Genomic DNA, 16,825 nt, shown 5'->3' on the forward strand with positions numbered 1-16,825 from the left:
ATGGCATTTTCGATAGGTGAGCCATGGCTAAAAACGTGCGGTTGCGGAACGTCGTCACCAGATGGTTCGAGCGGTTCGCGCGGGGCGAAGCATGCGCTCCGTCGCGATCGCCTTTGGGGTGAGCGTGAGCCGACGCCACCGTCCCCTTGCCCGATGCGGTGAGCGACGAACAGGCAGCGCCGATCTTCTGCGCCGGCTACACCGTATATAGCGGGCTGCGCTGGGCCCAGCCCGAGCCGCACGAGACCGTGGCCGTGGTGGGGATCGGCGGCTTGGGCCACTTGGCCGTGCAATACGCGAAGGCCGCGGGTTTCAAGACCGTCGCCATCACGCACTCCCCCGACAAAGAGACACTGGCCAAGCAATTGGGAGCGGATGAAGTCGTCAACAAAGGCAAATCCCTCGCCAAACTGGGGGGAGCTGACGTGATCCTGGGCACCAGCAATTCCACCGACGCAATGGCCGACGCCATCCAAGGCCTCCGACCGGACGGCCGCTTTGTGTTGATGGGTTTCGAGGCCAAGAACCTTTCGGTCTCTCCCGCCGATCTCATCATGAAACGCATCCGCATCTTGGGCAGCCAGCAGAACCGGCGCGATTATCTCTATGAGGCCTTGGATTTCGTGGCGCAAGGCAAGGTGAAGGTGATGACCGAGACCTACCCCTTCGACCAAGTGCAGCAGGCCTATGAGCGGGTCGAACAGGGCAAGGCGAGGTTTCGAGCGGTGCTGACTTTTTAAAACACCATTCCATGTAGCGGGCCTGGCCCTTTTGAGAAAGCGGGCCAGACTTGGGAAAGATACGCGCAGCAGAGAAAATAAGAGGATCGCGGTGACCTTGCCCGCCTCGGATGCTCCGGGAGAATCCGATATCCTGGGGCCGAGCGAGGCGTTCCGTCATGCGATGGACTATTACTCGCACACGCAGAACGCGCGTGCGATGCTTGAAAGACTGGCCTCCGCCGAGCCGACAACGCTTGCGTGCATGCATGGCAGCATGGCAGCGTGACGGGGCGAAGCTTTTTGCGGCGCTTGCCGATGTGCTGTCGCCATAATCCCATGCCCAACGTCTCGTTCGAGAGGGGCGCGCCAAAAGCGGCGCGCCCCCTCAACTCAAACGTTTAGGCTGCAGCAATCTCAAGGCCGCTATATGAAGTTGCCAATTCCCTACGGTGCCTCGTGAATTCTTCGGCCTGCCGGAATCATTTAATCCTTTTGATCTATTTTCTCTAAACTAGTAGACGTAGAGGTTCGTGATCTCGATGAGATAACCCAGATGACCATAACCATTCGTTCCATTGCCAATACGGATATCGAAGCCTGCGGGCGCATCGTCTATGAGACTTTTAAGCGCTTTCATGATCGGCATCAGTTTCCCCGTGATTTCCAAACCCTCGAAGATGCCGTGCAGCTGACCGGTCTATTCGTCGATCGTCCGGCCATCTTCGGTGTCGTGGCGGAGATAGACGGGCGGATCGTCGGCTCCAACTTCCTTGATGAGCGAAACCTCATCCGAGGGATTGGACCGATCACCGTTGCACCTGATGTTCAAGAGCGTGGTGTCGGGCGCCAACTGATGGAGGCGGTCATCGAGCGGGAAAGAGAACCAGCCGGCATCCGCCTTGTGCAAGACGCCTTCAACATGTGTTCTCTCTCGCTCTATGCCTCCCTCGAGTTTGAAGTGAAGGAACCGCTCGCGTTGGTGCAGGGTAAGCCCAAAGGGAAAGCCCCGGCGGGCGTCGAGGTGCGGCTACTCCGGAGCGAAGACCTAGGGGAGTGCGCCTCCCTCTGTATTCGGGTACACGGATTCGACCGCGTGAACGAACTGCGGGACGCCTGTGAGCTCTTTTCACCAGTTGTTGCCCTGCGCGAAGGCCGGATTACTGCGTACGCCTCAGCGCCATTCTACTGGAAACTGAACCATGGCGTGGCGGAGACAGAAGAAGACATGCGGGCGCTAATTATGGGTGCCGGAACGGTGATCAAAGAGCCGCTCGCGATGCTCGTGCCAGTGCGGCAGGCAAGCTTTTTTCGGTGGTGTCTGCGCGAGGGATTGCGGGTCCTCAAACCAATGACGCTGATGGCGATAGGCATGTACCAAGAGCCGAATGGGTGCTATTTCCCTTCAGTCTTGTACTAAAAAGCACACTCGATCCTTTGTTAGAGTCCAGTAATAACTTGGTGGAGGGCCTAACAAGTCGCTCAACCCGACGGCTCGATAGCATGGCTCAAGAATCTTTCCTCCGGTTCGGGCTGTGGGACTTCCGCTCGCCGCCGGACACGTTTGTGATAAAAATGAACCACAACTTATGGCTGAAGTTGCAACTGGACAGATCCCGTTCTTGTAAACGAAAGGAGAGACGCACATGATCTACCTGAAAGCATTCGTCGCCGGCTTTGCTTCCACGCTGGCGTTTCACCAAGGCTTGCTGTGGCTGCTGTACACGGGAGGATTTTCACGGCGAGTACCTTGGAACATGACGCCGGTCCCGCCGCTCAATGCACCTGCAGTGATTTCGCTGGCATTCTGGGGTGGCGTGTGGGGCATCGCGTTGTGGGCTCTGATCCGCGCTTCGCGCGGCGGCGCCTATTGGACGAAGGCGCTCGTGATCGGTGCCCTGGGTCCGAGTCTCGTCGCGTGGTTCGTAGTAATGCCGATAAAGGGCATGGGCCTCGCTGGCGGCTGGGACCCGAAAATCATCGTCAGCGCACTGCTGCTGAACGGCGCTTGGGGACTCGGCGTGGCGCTGCTGATGCGGCTACTGAACCGAGTCAGTGTTCCATAAAGAAATGACAACGCAGGAGAAGCACGTGGGTAAGTTTGAAGGAAAAATTGGCCTCATCACTGGTGGCAATAGCGGCATTGGCCTTGCCACGGCGAAGCAGTGTGACCGCTCCCACTCATCGTCGTGCACCGATAGGAGTGCTCTTCGCCGCCATCGAAGATCCCTCCCGTGATTACCAAGATCCTCGCTCATCTCGGCTTGCCCGCCCGGGCACCTCCCCGAAGACCGGCGCGGGCATTCTATCGATTCCAACTGGCCTGATCCCGGCCACGACCCCCCTTCCATCCGGTTCATCTCCCCGAGCCGGCCATCCGCCCTTTGGCGTAGACTCGCGTGAGAGGCCACAACGCCCCGGATCCGGGCGCCTCGGATCGATGAATCGCCCGAAAAATCCCTGATCCTGCACCGAGGGCTCGCGTACTTGACAACCCACAGGTCCATCTCGTACTCTTCCTCTGGCCGCAGAAGGGCCTTTAAAATTCTTATACCTGCTGGCAAATGTGGCAGGAGCTCGCTCAGGTCGTCCATCAGATCCATCAGGGATAGTATATGATCGGACGAGTGATGGGGTGAGCTTGAACGAAGTGGAGCGGGTGGTGTTTTGAGCCCTATGATTGTGCTGGAAGCTATCGACCTTTGCGGGCAAGTCGCGGAAGAGGTTGTTAAGGGCATTGGCTGCCAGATAAACTGACGAGGCAGTCAGGTAAAGTGGTATATTGCTAGGCTTAGACACCCAACAAGCATCGCAGAATCTGACTGCTTTTCGCAAACTCAATTGGTAAAACTCGAGAATGTCTATACATTGGCCTACCGTAGACGCTTTTATTCTATTACCATGAAAGCAAAAGCACGATTGCTAACCATCCTTCTTTAGACATGACGTGTGGCTGGGGCATTACGCGGGGCACAAATGACGCGGCATGTCGTCACCACGCGACCATGTGCATCGCCTCCTACGCTTTCCTGGTTGCCGAGCGCGTAGTCGGTGTCATCCATCAGCTACACCTAGCACTAACATTTCTACAAAGCATCATTACGATTGCTCCCCTCCAGGCTTGATATAGCGATACAGGGTAGCCCGTGAGATATTGCGTGTTTTACAAATCTCATCTACCGTGTTGTTTTATCGTTATATAACGCTTGAGCCATTGCCGTCTTTTACTTGTGCGTGAGTTTGGTCTACCACCTTTTTTCCCTCTAGCCCTGGCAGCCTGCAATCCTGCTTGTGTTCGCGCCCTGATAATATCCAATATTTTCCTGAATACTTCTAAATCCACTCTCATCATATTCTAGCGCAATCCCTGCTCCGTTTTGGGCAAGAATTTGTTGTATCTCTGTAATGGTTCTTTCGACTGGTATATCAGTTGTATAGTTCTTAATCAGATTCCTCATGTTGCTAGGTGAAATATACGCTTTGGTAAGCGTTAGAAGATCGCCAATTGTCCATTTTTCTTCTGTTTTGTCTCTGAAAATGCAGGCCCAACACTGCTTTGTACATCACTCGTGCCATAAGAAAAACCAAAGCAACACCATCAAGGACGATGGACGAAGCAGTTCAGCCGGCGCCAGCGGGAAAGCCAGGCACAGGGACGGTGCCTGCTGGGCGCCCCGAGGATGGAAGGCGCGTCCACTACGAGCGGCGGCGTCCCGAAGTCACCGCCCTCTATCAGGGGCCCGCCTGCTCTATAAAGTGTCGAGATCGACCTGGAACACTGCCCCCAGTGCGGTGGCACCTTGAAGATCTTCGCCGCCATCGAGCATCCCTCCCGTGATTCCCCAAGATCCTCACGCATCTCGGTTTGCCCGCTCGGGCACCGCCCCGAGCACCGGCGCGGGCCTTCGATCGATTCCAACTGGCCTGATTCGAACCCAATATCCCCTCCCGTCCGCATATCCCTGAGCCGACAGCCCCCTTCGGTCTGCGCCCAGCCGAAACACGAAAACGCCCCGAAAAATAGCGCCTCGGGCCGATGAAGAGCCCGACAATGCCCCGATTCCAGGCCGAGGACCGGTATGCTTGACACCTCACGAGCCTATTAGTACAGTGCCTCTTAAAGAAAAAGTGCGTTTGAAATACTTATTTCACGATGTAGAGGTCTTGCCACCGAGTAGAGGATTCACGATGAAGCGTCTCACTTCCGCGATCGCGGCGTTGTTGCTCGCGCTCGCCGTCCTGGCCTCCTCCGGGGCGTTCGCCGGGTCCGTGGCAACCGCCGGCCGCGCGCATGGCGCCGGCCACGCGCACGGCTTCGAGCGGTTCCTGCAACGGTACGAAGCCGCCAACTCGGCCTTCGTCAACGGCGACCCGTCGCCGTGGTTGTCGATCACTGCCCAGAAGGACCCGGCTTCGATCTTCGGCGGATTCGGCGGTCTGGGAGAAGCAGGCGTCGCGGAGGTCCGCCAGCGCTACCTGCTCGCGGCGAGCGCGTTCCGCCCGAGCGGCGCCCAGGTCGACTTCGAGTACCTGGTCAAGGAAACGTGCGCGGCAGGTTGGCTTACACCGTGGCGATCGAGCGCGCCAACGTCCTGTACGCGGGGCAGAACGCGTTACAGCAGCAGGTCCTGCGGGCCACGATGATCTTCCGCTTCGAGAGGGGAGCCTGGAAGGTCGTCCACCGGCACGCGGACACGATGGTCGATCTGCAGCTTCCAACACCCTAGGTAGGTGATTTTCGTTCCGCGCGGACGGCGGTTAGGTCCGACTGGAAATAGGAAGGTCGGGGTGGCCAGGTGATCGCCAGTCTATACCTGGGATTGGCCGCCGCGGCCGGCGAGAGCGAGGCCCGCCACGCTTGCCGTGGTCGACCTCGCCTCGCCACGACCGCCTGCCTCGCGATGATCGCGCCTGCACAACCATCCACCTGCGCGGGGACAAGCCGCCGCATAAGCGGATCGGTCAGCGGGACACCGCTCCCCTAACGTAGACAACGAACCTTGACAGACAGCGAAACGATTGGCTAAAGATCTGGTCACACAAGCTCTAGGCGTCCCAACCCCATAGGGTGTCGGGTGGATGGGACCCCGCGCCGCACGTCGTCTCACCAGCGTCGCCATCATGACTGCGATGGCGCTCACCTGACCACGCTGAGGTACCCCCTCCCGCGGCGCCTGACACCGCCACAAGCTGGGCCCGACTGCTCAAACGAGTGTTCGAGATCGACATCGAGAAGTGCCCCAGTGTGGTGCCCGCTTGACGATCGTAGCCGCCCTCGAAGCCCCCCCGTGATGGCCAAGATCCGGCGCGGTTCGACTGACTTCGAATGGCCTGATCGCCCATCGATCCCCCTCCCATCCGGTTCAGCCCTGAGCCGACAGCCCCCTTTGGCGTGCACTCGCGTGAGAAGCCAAAACGCCCCGGATCCGGGCGCATCAGACCGATGAATCGCCCGAAAAATCCCCGATCCTGGACCGACGGCTCGCGTACTTGACAACCCACAGGTCCACTCGTACTCTTCCTCTCGCCGAAAAGGGCGTTTGAAATTCTTATACCTGCGTGATGACGCTACGTCTTGTTCACAATTCAGAGTATAGAGAAAGGAGCATACAACTATGAAGAAGCAGATGCTTTTGACAGTCGGAGCCGCCTGCGGCTTGCTGTCGGTTCTGGTGTCAGTCCCAGTTCGCGCAACGGACTTTGTTCCGCCGGTCGTATTCCAGGCAGCCGGGCCGACAATAGAGTCGATTCAGGGCACGGTCGATGCGTTCCGCGCTGCTCTGGGAGAACCCAACAACGCCAACGGGGGGCCGAGCGCCAGCGGTCGGCGAGATCAACTGGGACGGCGGCGGCAATAACTTCACTACTACAGACCCGGTAACGCCGTTCAACGTATTCCTGGATACCCGCGGCGCCCAGTTCACCACACCGGGGACGGGCCTTACGCAGGCTCCTCCTACTGCCGACTCGGTTCAGTTCCCGCCGGGGGGGCTGGCCGGCCTGTTCAACAATCCGACCTACGGCACCATCTTCAGCACCTTCAGCCCTGAGCGCCTGTTCACCCCGGTGGGCAGCAACATCACCGAGGCTGTGTTCTTCCTACCCGGCACCAATGGGGCAACGCCAGCAACGGTCACTGGCTTCGGCGCGGTCTTCACAGACGTTGACCAGCCGGATGGGAGCAAGAAGCGCGGAAACCGCAAGGGCAGCACGCTGCTCAAGTACTTCGATGCCGACGGTAAGCTGCTGTTCAGCAGCTTTGTCCCGGCCTCGCCGGGCGATGCCAGCCTGTCCTTCTTCGGCATCGTGCTTGACGACGCGCGCATCGCCCGGGTGCGGATCACGAGCGGCAACGTCGCCCCGGGACCGGATGATGATGACAAGACGTTGTGATGATGGATGACTTTCTCTACGGCGAGCCACAGCCCCTTCATTAATGGGGCGTGAGTTGCCTCATCCTCTGCTGATCTGACCGAGGACAATCTCCAGTTCGATGTGGTCACGCTCGATGAGGTCCGGCAGTTGAACCGCGATGTAGCACAGATCATTCGTTAAGCTGCCACGTCGGCGGGTGGTAGGGCTCATAAGCAGCCTTGCCATCCGCAAGGAGAACACTGTGATACGCGGGCAAGAGAAGGTGAGTAGCAGGTCGGAGGGGATTGTGGGCCGCACGGCCGAGGTCGGTTACCTTAAGTGGTGTTTATCAGTGGCGCCTCTTGAGGCAGAGAGTAGGTTAAGGGTAACTGACACCCAACACTCCATATTTTTCTGTCTTTATGGGCTTCTGTGGCGCCCGGCGCATGGCGGGAGACGGTCGCCGCAGTCGGTGACCGACGGCCCCTTCGCCGAGACCAAGGAGCAGCTGGGCGGGTTCTTCCTGATCGATGCCAGGGACCTGAACGAGGCCATCCAGGTCGCGTTGCGGTGGCCGTCGGCGCGCCTTGGGAGTATCGAGGTGCGGCCGATCGAGGAAGAGCTCAGGCAGGACAGGCGCTACGGGTAAGCACGATCTACAGGTGAAGTTCGATGTGTCCAGCATGCATGACGTCCATCGCGCCGATGGCCGCCGGCGGCACCTCCGCAGGCGGCCTGGCCGCGCTCGCCCTGACCCGGTTCAGTAAGCAGGGTCTGGCCGAGCTGAAGGCCCTGGCGGATCATGAGGAGGACTCAAATTCGCGCTCCGTCGATGGGCTTGTGATAGCGGTTCCGAAAAATTAAGGCCTGCTTTCGCATGGTCATTGTGCAATTCGCGAAGTTGATGCCATTCAACGTCGCGCGCATGGTCTACGGCTTCAAAGTGCTCATTGACGTCTGAGCAAATCATTCGATCACGTTTCAACCACAACCACATTTCAAAAGGAGGAAACTATGCGTCACCTACAACTCACTCTCGCCGGTCTCTCTGTTGTGCTGGTCGCAACCGTTGCCGTTGCCAAGGAGAAGAAGGCGGAGAAACCGATGGACCCGCAGGCGATGATGGAGGTCTATGCGAAGCTGGCCACGCCTGGCGAGCCGCACAGGCAATTCGCGAGCCTTGTGGGAAGTTGGACAACCAAAACCAAGGAATGGGTGGAGCCCAACAAGCCGCTCATAGAATCGACCGGCTCCGCGGAAATGAAGATGTTGCTGGACGGGCGCTTTCTCCAGCAAGAATTCACCGGGGACATGATGGGACAGCGTTACTCCGGGGTTGGGATCACCGCATACGACAACCTTCGCAGGCGATATGTCTCGACCTGGATCGATACCATGAGCACCGGGATCTTCATGATGGAAGGCACGGCGAGCGCGGATGGCAAAACCATCACCCTGAAGGGGCAGCATCCTGAACCGGGCGGAGGATACATGACCCATCGCGCCGTCTGGAAGATTGTGGACAGCAATACCCAGACGTTTGACATGTATGGGACCCACCACGGCGGCAAGGAAATGAAGATGATGGAGATCACCTACACGCGAAGGCAGTAGTCAGTGCGCTGCACTGCGACACCGTCGAGCAGGCGCGGCATGAGTTTCGAGCCCTGGCCGCCGGCGACACGACCATGCCGCCACAGCCCACCTTTTTGGGCAAGCCCTGGGGTATGCTGACAGACAACTTCCGCACGCCGTGGATCATCAATGGCGAAAGAGTGCCGTTCTAACTTTATAGTTAGGAGCAGGAATCATGATTCGTTCGATCACTCAACAACTGAACCCCAAGCTGGATCTCTTGTTTGAGCGCATTGTCGACATTTCCAGAGAGAGCATATGGACGGCATGGACCACACCCGAGCAACTCAAGAAATGGTTTACCCCCGCGCCGTGGGAAACCGTCGATTGCGAAATCGAGCTTCGCCCCGGTGGTTCCTTTCGCACCGTGATGCGCTCACCGGAGGGACAGCAATTGGTGAACGCCGGTTGCTACCTCGAACTCGTCGAGAACGAAAAGCTCGTTTGGACCAATGCCCTCGCGCCCGGCTACCGGCCATGCAAAGCGCCGAAGGCGATGTCCTGCGTTACATTCTTCTTTACCGTGCTCATTGCGCTTGAACCCCAAGGAAATGGAACAAAGTACACGGTGCTGGTTCTCCACAGTGACGAAGAAGCGCGCAGGAAACACGAGGAGATGGGATTTCATGAGGGTTGGGGGAAAGCGTTCGATCAACTCGTCGAAGTTGTCAAGAAAACGTGAGCACGCAGGAGATTAGCCATGCTATCCTGATGCGCATGTTTGGTCGTCCCAAGGGCGGCCTTGGGAGGCTGGGTGGCATCATCATGGCACGCATGAATCGGAAGGTGGCCGCCTGGGCCATCGACCTGCTTGCGGTCCATCCGAGCGACAGAGCACTCGAAGTGGGATTCGGACCCGGTGTGGGCATTCAGCTTCTAGCCGAGTCGGCATCGTCGGGGCAGGTGGTTGGTGTCGATCCCTCCAAGGAAATGGTCGAACAAGCCGCCGTTCGGAATGCGAAGGCGATTAAAGCTAATCGCGTCAACCTCCGGGAGGGTTCTGTGGAGCAGTTGCCGTTTGAAGACGCGTTCTTCAATAGCGCGCTGGCCGTCAACTCCATGCAGGTCTGGCCGGATGCCGTGGCGGGGTTGCGAGAGATACGACGGGTCTTGAAGACCGGTGGCAGGATCGCGCTCGCTTTCACTCGGCATTCCGGGCAGCCGAAAAGCGGCTTGACTGATGCGCTGGTCGCCGCCGACTTCAGAGGCGCGCGCCTAACTGAGACGGACGACGGATTCTGTGTGCTCGCGACGAAGCCCTGATGCAGATAACGAGAAATGCCATCTCACAATGCTGTTGCGAGGACGGCAGGCCCACGTGCGCTCGCTGCCCACCGCGAGCGTTGAGCATCATCAGGGCCCCGAGGCGATCTTGGTGGATAAATCGCTCTTTAGTGCAGGTACTAACTGAGAGTTCGAGCAGATATGGAGCCTCGAGAGGTTGTTCAAACGTGGGTCGAAGCCTTTAATCGCGCCGATGTGGAGGCACTGGCCAATTTATACAATGAGAACGCGACAAACCACCAGGTGGCCGACACACCGTGGTTGGTCGCGATGCCATCCGAGAGATGTTTGCGTCGGGATTCGCCAAGGCTAAGATGGTGTGCATCGCGGAGCACATCTTTCAAGACGGAGAGTGGGGCATTCTCGAGTGGCGCGACCCGAACTACCTGCGCCCCCTATGAACATTTGACCAAGAAGTGAGAGGAGAGAAGACATGACCTACATTGACGGATTCGTGATTCCCGTGCCGGTGGGCAAGAAGGACGCCTATCGCGAGATGGCCGCCAAGGCCGCGCCGGTCTTCCAGGAATTCGGCGCGCTCGAGGTCGTCGAAACCTGGGGCGACGACGTCCCCCACGGCAAGGTCACCGATTTTTACCGCGCGGTCGGCGCCGAGGAGGGCGAGAATGTCGTCTTCTCCTGGATCGTCTGGCCGTCCAAGGAGGCCCGCGACGAAGGCAACTAGAAGGTGATGGCCGATCCGCGCATGCAGCCCACGGGCGACATGCCGTTCGACATGAAGCGGCTGATCTTCGGCGGCTTCACGCCGATCTTCCAGACCGGCTCGCGCGAGCAGGCGCCTCGCGAGAGCGCCACGCGCGAACTGGCCTGAACCTGTCTCCCCTCGGGGAGAGACAGCGAAAAATGGCGCTGGGCTGCCGCCTCAGCGCGCAGCCCCGACACTCCGCACCTATGAAGAGGAGAAGACGATGACCCAGGGACCCAACAAGTTCATCTGGTACGAATTGATGACGACCGATCAGGACGCGGCGGAGGCCTTCTACCGCGCCGTCGTCGGCTGGAACATGGCCGACGCCGGCCAGCCCAGGATGCGCTACACCATCCTTTCCGCGGGCGACCGCGGCATGGGCGGGCTGATGAAGCTTCCGGATGGGGCCTGCGAGAAGGGCGCGCGGCCCGGCTGGGTCGGCTATATCGGCGTCCCCGACACCGACGCCGGGGCGAAGCGTATCGTCGAGGCCGGCGGGTCCCTCCATATGGGGCCCGACGACATTCCCAATGTCGGCCGCTTCGCCATGCTCGCCGATCCTGGCGGCGCGATGTTCTACTTGCTGACGCCCTTCCCGCGCGAGGACGTGCCGCCGCCCGCCGAGCCGACCACGCCGGGCCTGGTCAGCTGGCACGAGCTCTATTCGAGCATCGGCGAGGAGGCCGCCTTCGCCTTCTATTCCGGCCAGTTCGGCTGGGTGACGGTCGAGCTCATAGATATGGGCCCGATGGGCAAATACCGCATCTTTGGCGCCGACGGCGTCCAGATGGGCGGCATGATGGACAAGCCCGAGAACATCCCGGTCTCGGCCTGGGGCTTCTACATCAACATCGAGGGCATCGACGCGGCCGCCGAGCGGATCAAGGCCAATGGCGGCCAGGTGCTGATGGGCCCGCACGAGGTGCCGGGCGGCAGCTGGATCGTCCAGGCGATGGACCCGCAGGGCGCGGCCTTCGCGCTCGTCTCCACCACCCGCTGACCACATCCTGGAGTCTGACATGTCCAAGATTTCGCCCTGCTTGTGGTTCGACGGCCAGGCCGAGGAGGCCGCGCAGCTCTATACCTCGCTCGTTCCCGACAGCCGCATCGACAGCGTGAACCGCGCGCCCGCAGATTATCCGAGCGGGTCGGCGGGCGACGTGCTGACCGTCGAGTTCACGCTCGCCGGCGAATCCTATATCGGCCTCAACGGCGGCCCCCACTTCAAGTTCACCGAGGCGGTTTCCTTCACCATCCATTGCGAGGACCAGGCCGAGGTCGATTATTATTGGGACGCGCTGACCGCGGACGGCGGCGCGCCGAGCCAGTGCGGCTGGCTCAAGGACAGGTTCGGCCTGTCCTGGCAGATCGTCCCCAGGCAGCTGGTCGCGCTGTTGAAGGATTCCGATCCTGGCCGCGCCCAGCGCGCCATGGAGGCGATGCTCCAGATGAAGAAGATCGATATCGCCGCGGTGGAGCGAGCCGCCGATGGCGGCTGAGCCCCGCCCGCTCAAGACGCCAGCAGCAAGGCGAGCAGCGCACCCGCCAGCAACGTCGCCGACAAAAGCGCGACGAGGAAATAGACGGGCGGGTCGTTAGGCTTCCGCGGCATTGGCCCTTCCTCTGGTGGGCCGTCCGAACATCCCTCCGTGATCACCAAGATCCTCACCCACCTCGGCTTGCCCGCCCGCGCGCCGCAAGGGCTCGCATGTTGACAGCTCCGATCCCTAGGGTTCGGCGCCCGGCGGGCGCATGGCGCGCACGAGGTCCTCGCGATCAGCGTCGCCGAGGTCCGGGCTGAAGTGCAGGATCGCATCCGCGACGTCGCCGGTTTCGAAGTACGCCGTGCAGCAATCGAGATGAACGAGCCCGCTGCGCGCGAACCGACCCTCCTCGAAGAACACGAGACGCACACGCCACGTGCCGCGGGCGATCGGTTCGCGACAGCTCCGGCACTTGGCCTGGCCGCGCGGCGCGCGCTCGGCGCCGTCGATGCGCGGCAGGCGACGATGCCCGAGGCTCTTGCGTGCCGCCGCCTCCAGGGCGTCCCGCGCGTCGACCGCGACGCCGGTCGCGGCGAGTGCCTCGAGCAATGCCTCCGGCCGCTTGTACGCCGCACACGTCGGATGAAACCACAGGGTCATCTCAACCTCAGCGTACGGATTCGGCAGCCGCTCGCTGAGGCGCAACTCGCCCTTCTCGATCGGCCGACCGCAGCCGCGACACTTGGCGCGGCCGCTGGTCGCGGGCTCGATGCTGTGTGGCATGCGGACAATGATAGCCGGGGAGCTCGAGATCGTACCGCCGTGGTCCTATCGTGGCCTGGCACCACCCGGCTTCCGAGCCGCTGCGAACTGCGGCATGATGAGGGCAGTGAACACCGACGTGCTGATCTGCGGGGCCGGACCGACGGGCCTGGTGCTCGCGCTACGGCTTGTGCGCTTGGGCGTCGGGGTCCGGATCGTGGACGCCGCGGCCGAGCCGGGGACGACGTCGCGCGCCCTCGTCGTACACGCCCGGACGCTCGAGTTCTACCGCCAGGTGGGCCTGGCCGAAGCGCTGCTCCAGGATGGGCTGCGCTTTGCGGCGGTGAACCTGTGGGTCCGCGCCCGCCAGGCGGGACACGTCGTCATCGGCGAGCTCGGGAAGGGGATCAGTGCCTATCCTTTCATGACGGTCCACCCGCAGGATCGGCACGAGCGGTTCCTGATCGAGCACCTCAGGCGTGCCGGCATCGAGGTCGAGCGTCAGACCGCGCTCGTCGACTTTGCGCAAGCGCCGGACCGCGTCCGGATTCGGCTCAAGCACGCGGGTGGCGAAGAAGAAACCTGTGAGGCGGCCTATGTCGCGGGCTGCGACGGAGCCCATTCGCGGGTGCGTGACGTCCTGGGCGTCGGCTTTCCCGGCGGGACCTATTCGCACGTCTTCTACGTCGCGGACGTGGTGGCGAGCGGGCCGGTGATAAACGACGAGCTGCACGTGGCGCTCGACGACGCCGACTTCCTGGGGATCTTCCCCCTGAAAGGCGGGCGGACGGGGCGGCTGATCGGCACGGTACCCGCGGAAGACGAAGACGCGAGGGAGTCGCTGCGCTGGGAGGACGTCGGCCGGCACGTGGCCGAGCGCATGGGTATCCAGGTCGAGCGCGTCAACTGGTTTTCGACCTACAGGGTCCACCACCGCGTGGCCGGCCGGTTCCAGCAGGGGCGGGTGTTCCTGCTGGGTGATGCCGCGCACATCCACAGTCCCGTGGGCGCCCAGGGGATGAACACCGGCATCGGCGACGCGGTGAACCTGGCGTGGAAGCTGGCCGACGTGATCCAGGCGCGGGCCGAGGCGAGCCTGCTCGAGAGCTACGAGCCGGAGCGGATCGCCTTCGCCCGGCGCCTCGTCGGGACCACCGACCGCGCCTTCGTCATCGCGACGAGTCCCGGTCGGCTCGCCCGGTTCGTCCGGGTGCACGTCTTGCCCTGGATCCTGCCGCTCCTGTTCCATTTCAGAGCCCTGCGGCGTTTCATGTTCCGCACGGTATCGCAGACTTCCATCAGCTACCGCGGAAGCCCCCTGAGCGTGGGCAAGCTGGGTCGCGTCCACGGCGGCGACCGGTTGCCCTGGGTCGAGCTCGATGGAAGCTCGAACCCGACTGACAACTTCGCTGTCCTGGACGGCCTGGAGTGGCAGGTGCACGTCTACGGCCTGCCCGGGCCGGGTCTGGCCGAGGCATGCCAGACGCTGGGCCTGCCCCTTCATGTCTTTGCTTGGCGGCCCACCATGCGCAAGGCGGGCCTGGCGCAGGACGGCCTGTACCTGGTGCGGCCGGACGAGCATGTCGCGCTGGTCGACTCCGGCAAGAGTCCGGCCGCGCTGGCGGCTTACATGGCGGCCATCAGGGCGCGAAAAGCAGCGACTTGAGTACACCCGAAGCGGGTACAACATGCTGAAACCGCCCCGCCATCGCCAACGAGCGCCTTACGCTCACCGGGCCGGGCAGGTGGTGCTCACACTGAAGACACCCTATCGAGATGGCACGACGCACCTGGTGATGTCACCGCTGGAGTTCATAACAGAGCCTCGAGGCGGTCGAGTGTCTCGGCAGGGGGCGACGAGGTCATCGTCGTCACCTGGCTTCATCGTGCGGATCGCGACGTGCTCGAAGTGCACCCGCGCGGCGACCCCGAGAACCCGCTCGCCGGAGTGTTCACCACACGGTCTCCACACCGACCGAACCCGCTGGGGCTACATCGCGTGACCGTGCGCGAGATCTCCGGAACCCGGTTGCGCATCGGACCGATCGAGGCCATCGATGGCACGCCGGTCGTCGACGTCAAGCCGGTTCTCGTCGACTACGCCGATGCATAGCGCGACGACGGCAAAGCATCCTCTGACTGGAGCGGTTCCTCGCCGAGTTACGCTTAAGGGCGGACTCTCCAACTATTTGGATGTGCTCACGGCCAAGCGCAATCTCTTCGACGTGGAGCTCTCGCTCACAGCGACCAAACGCCTGCGCTTGGTATCCATGATCCAGCTATACAAAGCGCTGGGCGGTGGATGGTCGCCCAGCGACGCCGTCCAACGCAGTGGCGACCCGGGCCTCATCGCCGCGCCCGCCGGATCCAGGTTTTTATCGATCCGGTCAATCGAATGAGCCGCTCCTGCAATACCGCCTTTCACGACGGCCACTCGCCGTAGATCGCAGTCCCCGTGGGCGCTGGACGAGGCGCTGCCAGATACTGATGGATCTGTGCCACGGCGGCAGCACCTTCGCCGATCGCGCCGCCCACGCGCTTCACCGAGCCGGAGCGCACGTCGCCGACTGCAAATACGCCCGCCACGCTCGACTCGAGGGAAGCGGGCAGGTGCCCCGCGGCCCGGCCTGCGGTCGGCTGGCCTGTCAGCACGAAGCCACGCGAGTCGAGCGCCACGCCGCAGCCTTCGAGCCACCCGGTCTCGGGCTCCGCACCCACGAAGAGAAACACATGGCCTATCGGCCGTTCCTTCTCGATGCCTCTTTGGTGGTCGCGCCAGGACACGGCGCCAAGGCCCCCCGGCAGATCGCCGTGAAGCTGCGTCAGTTGCGCATGAGGCCGCAGCTCGATGTTCGGGGTGGCGTCGATGCGGTCTATCAAATAGCGTGACATGCTGGCGGCGAGGCTCGGACGCCGCACTAGCAGGAAGACCCTTGCGGCATGTTGTGCAAGGAACGCGGCGGCTTGCCCAGCCGAATTACCGCCGCCTACCAAGGCCACTTCCGCCTGGGCACACATCTTCGCTTCGAGGGCAGACGCCCAATACCAAACGCCCCGGCCCTCGAACTCGCTCAAGCGCGGCACGGCGGGACGACGATAGCATGCGCCGCTCGCGATCACGATCGTCTTAGACCTGAGCTGCCGCCCATCGGCGAGTTTCAAGAACATGTCGCCATTGGATCCGGTCCTGCTGCAGTGGAGCGCGACGACCTGTTGCGGAATCAGTATCTCGGCACCGAACTTCTGAGCCTGTACAAAGGCTCGGCCGGCGAGCGCCTGACCGGAAATGCCGGTCGGGAACCCCAGATAGTTTTCGATCCGCGCGCTTGCGCCGGCCTGGCCACCAAAGGCCCGGCGGTCCAACACGACGACATGCAGACCTTCCGAGGCCGCATACACGGCGGTTGAAAGGCCGGCCGGCCCGGCACCCACCACGGCGACGTCAAAGAGCTCGTCGTGCTCGACCGTATCGAGCATGCCGATGCAGCGTGCGAGCGCGTCTTCAGAGGGGTTGAGCAGCACGGAACCGTCCGGGCAGACCACGATTGGCTCGGCCACGGCCGCGCCGTACTGCTCCATGAGCGCGGCGGCGTCGCTATCCTGGGTGGCATCGACGACGTGATGCGGCTGGTCATTGCGGCGCAGGAAGCCCTGCAATCGGAGCACCTCGGGGGACTGGGGCTGGCCGATCAGCACCGGGCCGCTGGCGCCGGCTTCGATGAGCGCGACCCGCCGCAGGATGAGCGCGCGGACAATGCGCTCGCCGAGGTCCGCCTCGGCGATGATGAGAGCGCGCAGTTGACCGGGCGGCACGAGAAGGGTATCGACGTCTTCCTCGGCATACCCGTCCACCAGCCCGTGGCGGCCGGAGAGTTGAG

Annotated in this window: 14 protein-coding genes and 6 pseudogenes; 18 read left to right on the top strand and 2 right to left on the bottom strand. The window is 61.8% G+C overall.

Annotated features, from left to right (window positions below; all coding sequences use genetic code 11):
* Positions 1 to 158 precede the first annotated feature (158 nt).
* From M3461_06930 to M3461_07000, 15 genes and pseudogenes are all read left to right on the top strand, one after another.
* Positions 159 to 740 carry a zinc-binding dehydrogenase gene (locus M3461_06930; protein MDQ3774109.1) on the top strand — a complete coding sequence of 194 codons (582 nt, stop codon included), beginning with the start codon at positions 159 to 161 and terminating at the stop codon, positions 738 to 740.
* A 121-nt stretch (positions 741 to 861) separates the two neighbouring features.
* Positions 862 to 1,054 (top strand): annotated as a pseudogene (locus M3461_06935) (MBL fold metallo-hydrolase).
* Between the two features lie 221 nt (positions 1,055 to 1,275).
* Positions 1,276 to 2,139, top strand: a complete 864-nt coding sequence (locus M3461_06940; GenBank protein MDQ3774110.1) for a GNAT family N-acetyltransferase — start codon at positions 1,276 to 1,278, stop codon at positions 2,137 to 2,139.
* Between the two features lie 226 nt (positions 2,140 to 2,365).
* Positions 2,366 to 2,785, top strand: a complete 420-nt coding sequence (locus M3461_06945; GenBank protein ID MDQ3774111.1) for a hypothetical protein — start codon at positions 2,366 to 2,368, stop codon at positions 2,783 to 2,785.
* Between the two features lie 25 nt (positions 2,786 to 2,810).
* Positions 2,811 to 2,879 (top strand): annotated as a pseudogene (locus M3461_06950) (hypothetical protein).
* A 2,028-nt stretch (positions 2,880 to 4,907) separates the two neighbouring features.
* A complete protein-coding gene (locus M3461_06955; GenBank protein MDQ3774112.1) occupies positions 4,908 to 5,363 on the top strand; it encodes a hypothetical protein in 456 nt (151 codons plus the stop codon).
* A 1,119-nt stretch (positions 5,364 to 6,482) separates the two neighbouring features.
* Positions 6,483 to 7,112: a hypothetical protein gene (locus M3461_06960; GenBank protein ID MDQ3774113.1), complete on the top strand. Its 630-nt coding sequence runs from the start codon at positions 6,483 to 6,485 to the stop codon at positions 7,110 to 7,112.
* Positions 7,113 to 7,542: 430 nt separating this feature from the next.
* Positions 7,543 to 7,722 (top strand): annotated as a pseudogene (locus tag M3461_06965) (YciI family protein).
* A gap of 38 nt (positions 7,723 to 7,760) precedes the next feature.
* Positions 7,761 to 7,937, top strand: coding sequence for a hypothetical protein (locus tag M3461_06970; GenBank protein MDQ3774114.1), 177 nt, complete (start codon positions 7,761 to 7,763; stop codon positions 7,935 to 7,937).
* Positions 7,938 to 8,087: 150 nt separating this feature from the next.
* The gene (locus M3461_06975; protein ID MDQ3774115.1) at positions 8,088 to 8,687 is read left to right on the top strand and encodes a DUF1579 domain-containing protein; all 600 of its coding nucleotides are present in this window, start codon (positions 8,088 to 8,090) and stop codon (positions 8,685 to 8,687) included.
* Between the two features lie 196 nt (positions 8,688 to 8,883).
* Positions 8,884 to 9,390 (top strand): SRPBCC family protein, encoded by a 507-nt coding sequence (locus tag M3461_06980; protein ID MDQ3774116.1) that lies wholly within the window; start codon positions 8,884 to 8,886, stop codon positions 9,388 to 9,390.
* Positions 9,387 to 9,971: a class I SAM-dependent methyltransferase gene (locus tag M3461_06985; protein MDQ3774117.1), complete on the top strand. Its 585-nt coding sequence runs from the start codon at positions 9,387 to 9,389 to the stop codon at positions 9,969 to 9,971. The genes M3461_06980 and M3461_06985 overlap by 4 nt, the downstream gene beginning before the upstream one ends.
* Positions 9,972 to 10,425: 454 nt before the next feature.
* Positions 10,426 to 10,824, top strand: a pseudogene (locus M3461_06990) (DUF1428 domain-containing protein).
* Positions 10,825 to 10,921: 97 nt separating this feature from the next.
* Entirely contained in the window at positions 10,922 to 11,701 is a 780-nt protein-coding gene (locus M3461_06995; protein ID MDQ3774118.1) for a VOC family protein, read from the top strand.
* Positions 11,702 to 11,720: 19 nt separating this feature from the next.
* Positions 11,721 to 12,200: a VOC family protein gene (locus M3461_07000; protein MDQ3774119.1), complete on the top strand. Its 480-nt coding sequence runs from the start codon at positions 11,721 to 11,723 to the stop codon at positions 12,198 to 12,200.
* A gap of 228 nt (positions 12,201 to 12,428) precedes the next feature.
* Here M3461_07000 and M3461_07005 read toward each other — a convergent pair whose 3' ends face one another.
* On the bottom strand, positions 12,429 to 12,968 hold the full coding sequence (locus M3461_07005; GenBank protein MDQ3774120.1) for a PARP-type zinc finger-containing protein: 540 nt from the start codon (positions 12,966 to 12,968) through the stop codon (positions 12,429 to 12,431).
* On the opposite strand from M3461_07005, the gene M3461_07010 reads away from it, so the two are divergent.
* From M3461_07010 to M3461_07020, 3 genes and pseudogenes are all read left to right on the top strand, one after another.
* On the top strand, positions 12,967 to 14,613 hold the full coding sequence (locus M3461_07010; protein ID MDQ3774121.1) for an FAD-dependent monooxygenase: 1,647 nt from the start codon (positions 12,967 to 12,969) through the stop codon (positions 14,611 to 14,613). The two genes, M3461_07005 and M3461_07010, sit on opposite strands and share 2 nt — an antisense overlap.
* A gap of 180 nt (positions 14,614 to 14,793) precedes the next feature.
* Positions 14,794 to 15,060: pseudogene (gene tsaA / locus M3461_07015) on the top strand (tRNA (N6-threonylcarbamoyladenosine(37)-N6)-methyltransferase TrmO).
* 55 nt (positions 15,061 to 15,115) lie between these two features.
* Positions 15,116 to 15,346 (top strand): annotated as a pseudogene (locus tag M3461_07020) (hypothetical protein).
* A 22-nt stretch (positions 15,347 to 15,368) separates the two neighbouring features.
* Here the strand turns inward: M3461_07020 and M3461_07025 are convergent.
* Positions 15,369 to 16,825 (bottom strand): FAD-dependent oxidoreductase (locus M3461_07025; protein ID MDQ3774122.1); only part of this gene is annotated, 1,457 nt, incomplete at its 5' end.

This window comes from Pseudomonadota bacterium, assembly GCA_030860485.1.
Taxonomy (GTDB): Bacteria; Pseudomonadota; Gammaproteobacteria; order JACCXJ01; family JACCXJ01; genus JACCXJ01.